The sequence below is a fragment of the Bradyrhizobium sp. PRIMUS42 genome (genome assembly GCF_023006515.1).
Taxonomy (GTDB): domain Bacteria; phylum Pseudomonadota; class Alphaproteobacteria; order Rhizobiales; family Xanthobacteraceae; genus Bradyrhizobium.
Genome location: NZ_JALBGZ010000840.1, coordinates 1 through 2,489, shown reverse-complemented (window position 1 = coordinate 2,489; position 2,489 = coordinate 1). Strand labels below are relative to the sequence as shown.

4 protein-coding genes and 1 pseudogene are annotated in these 2,489 nt (G+C 63.2%); 4 read left to right on the top strand and 1 reads right to left on the bottom strand.

From position 1 onward, the window contains the following. From MOV75_RS34495 to MOV75_RS34485, 3 genes are all read left to right on the top strand, one after another. Positions 1-240: anhydro-N-acetylmuramic acid kinase (locus MOV75_RS34495; protein WP_247007574.1), on the top strand; the 240-nt coding region annotated here is incomplete at its 5' end. Positions 241-336: 96 nt separating this feature from the next. After that, the gene (locus MOV75_RS34490; protein ID WP_247007573.1) at positions 337-1,014 is read left to right on the top strand and encodes a glutathione S-transferase family protein; all 678 of its coding nucleotides are present in this window, start codon (positions 337-339) and stop codon (positions 1,012-1,014) included. Between the two features lie 10 nt (positions 1,015-1,024). Beyond that, on the top strand, positions 1,025-1,348 hold the full coding sequence (locus MOV75_RS34485) for a multidrug efflux SMR transporter (RefSeq protein WP_246924919.1): 324 nt from the start codon (positions 1,025-1,027) through the stop codon (positions 1,346-1,348). Here MOV75_RS34485 and MOV75_RS34480 read toward each other — a convergent pair. Continuing rightward, positions 1,345-1,992, bottom strand: coding sequence for an alpha/beta hydrolase (locus MOV75_RS34480; RefSeq protein WP_014495555.1), 648 nt, complete (start codon positions 1,990-1,992; stop codon positions 1,345-1,347). The genes MOV75_RS34485 and MOV75_RS34480 overlap by 4 nt on opposite strands. Before the next feature lie 347 nt (positions 1,993-2,339). Between MOV75_RS34480 and MOV75_RS34475 the strand changes: the two are divergent. Beyond that, a pseudogene (locus MOV75_RS34475) lies at positions 2,340-2,489 on the top strand (cysteine desulfurase); the annotation flags it as partial.

The following is a 2,489-nucleotide window of genomic DNA, read 5'->3' as shown; positions in this document are numbered from 1 at the left end:
CGGAGCTGGATCGTCTGCGGCGGCGGCGCGCGCAACCTCACCATGCTGCGGTTGGTGCGGGAGCGGGTGGGAACGGCCACCGTCGAGGCCGCCGAAACGCTTGGCTGGGCCTCCGACGCTATTGAGGCCCAGGCCTTCGGTTTCCTCGCGGCGCGCGGGCTGAAGGGGCTGCCGCTGTCCTATCCGGCGACCACCGGCGTTCCGATGCCGATGACGGGCGGGGTGATCGCAAGGCCGTGAACATCAGAGGCGGTCAATGCAGATGCATCGATCTTGACGTGTTCATGCAAATGCATCTATATGGATGCAGTTGCATTAAATGCCGGGATCGCCACCATGACCGCATCGCTCAAACTGATCAGCCACAAGCTTTGCCCCTACGTGCAGCGCGCCGTGATCGCGCTCAAGGAGAAGGGCGTCCCGTTCGAGCGGATCGATATCGATCTCGCTGCCAAGCCCGACTGGTTTTTAAAACTGTCGCCGCTCGGCAAGGTGCCGGTGCTGGTGGTGACGACGGAGCAGGGCGAGGTCGCGTTGTTCGAGAGCAACGTGATCTGCGATTACATCGAGGAGACCCAAGGCGGCGTGAGGCTGCATTCGGCGGACGCGTTGAAGCGTGCCGAGCATCGTGCCTGGATGGAATTCGGCTCGGCGATCCTCGGTGATCTCTGGGGTCTGGAGACCACGACAGATCCCGCGACCTTCGAGAGCAAGCGTCAGGCGCTCGTTGCCAAATTCGTGCGCGTCGAAGCCGCGCTTGGCGCAGGTCCGTTCTTCGCTGGCGCGCAGTTCAGTCTGGTCGACGCGGTGTTCGCGCCGATCTTCCGCTATTTCGATCTGTTCGACGAGCTGACCGAGCACGGCATCTTCCGCGATGTGCCAAAGGTGCGGGCGTGGAGCGCCGAGCTTGCGAAACGTCCGAGCGTGCGCAGCGCGGTCGGCGCGGACTATCCGGAATTGCTGCGCGCCTTCCTCGTGCGCCACGACGCACATCTGCTCAAGCTCGCGGCCTGAACGCATTTCGATGTCGCCGTCAATGGCTTGGCTGATGCTCGTGATCGCCGGCGCGCTTGATGTCGGCTGGGCGATCTCGATGAAATACGCGGAAGGTTACACGCGCGTGGGTTGGAGCATCGTCTCGCTCGTGCTGCTCGCGGCCTTCGTTTTCCTGCTCGGGCGTGCTTTGAAGGTGCTCGAGGTCGGCGTCGCCTATTCGGTGTGGACCGGAATCGGGGCTGCCGGCACGTTCGTGATGGGCGTCGTGCTGTTCGGCGAGACCTTGAGCGCGATGAAGCTTGCGGGCATCGCGCTCGTGTTGATGGGAATCGTGGCGCTGAAGCTGGCTTAGCGCACGTTGGCGAGGCGCATGTCGAGATAGGCCGTGATGGTCTCCATCAGCGGCTCGAGCTTGGCGTCGAAGAAATGGTTGGCGCCGGGGATGACCTGCTGGTCGATCACGATGCCCTTCTGCGTCTTCAGCTTCTCGACCAGGGTGTTGACGTCCTTGGGCGGCACCACCGCATCCTTCTCACCATGCACGATGAGCCCAGAGGACGGGCAGGGCGCAAGGAAGGAGAAGTCGTAGAGATTGGCGGGCGGCGCGATCGAGATGAAGCCCTCGACCTCGGGGCGGCGCATCAGGAGCTGCATGCCGATCCAGGCGCCGAAGGAGAAGCCGGCGACCCAGCAGGCGCGCGCTTCGGGATTGATGGTCTGCGCCCAGTCGAGGGCTGCGGCCGCATCCGACAATTCCCCGGTGCCGTGGTCGAACGAGCCTTGGCTGCGGCCGACGCCGCGGAAGTTGAAGCGCAGCACCGAGAAGCCGCGATGCGCAAACGCGTAGTAGCACTGGTACACGATCTGATGGTTCATCGTGCCGTGGAACTGCGGATGCGGATGCAGGATCATCGCGATCGGCGCGTTCTTCTGCTTGGCCGGGTGATAGCGGCCTTCGAGACGGCCGGCAGGGCCAGTGAAAATAACTTCAGGCATCGATGATCTCTTGATTGATTTGCTGGAGAGACGATCCTCGGCAATCAACCGATTGTGGCCTCATCGGCAGATGCCGACGGAAGCGAATGAAGGGTGAGAAGGCGCGCCTTGCGGTGATGCGCTGAAGGCGCGCGGTGACTTGACGGTGCGGGTTCTAACATAGGCTGAGGGTCAAAAAGCAAGCATCTTGAACATCACTGAATGGGCTCAAGATGTTAGCGTGTCATGGTCGCGTCACCAGCGGCGGCGGATATGGGATCGCGGTTGCCAAGCGCGTGCCGGAGCGCCATGTCGGGGCCGGACGGCCGGATAGGCCGGGCCTCCCAGTTAAGGTAATATAATACTACATGCGGAACCGCGTTTATCTCGACTGGAATGCGACCACGCCACTGCGCGCGGAGGCGCGACGCGCAATGGTCGCAGCCTGGGACCTGGTCGGCAATCCGTCCTCGGTCCATGCCGAGGGACGGGAGGCGCGGCGGCTGGTCGAGGACGCC

Bases quoted from the DNA above. Each gene is read 5' to 3' on its own strand.
- MOV75_RS34480 (WP_014495555.1), bottom strand. From the start codon at position 1,992: ATGCCTGAAGTTATTTTCACTGGCCCTGCCGGCCGTCTCGAAGGCCGC.
- MOV75_RS34490 (WP_247007573.1), top strand. From the start codon at position 337: ATGACCGCATCGCTCAAACTGATCAGCCACAAGCTTTGCCCCTACGTG.
- MOV75_RS34485 (WP_246924919.1), top strand. From the start codon at position 1,025: ATGTCGCCGTCAATGGCTTGGCTGATGCTCGTGATCGCCGGCGCGCTT.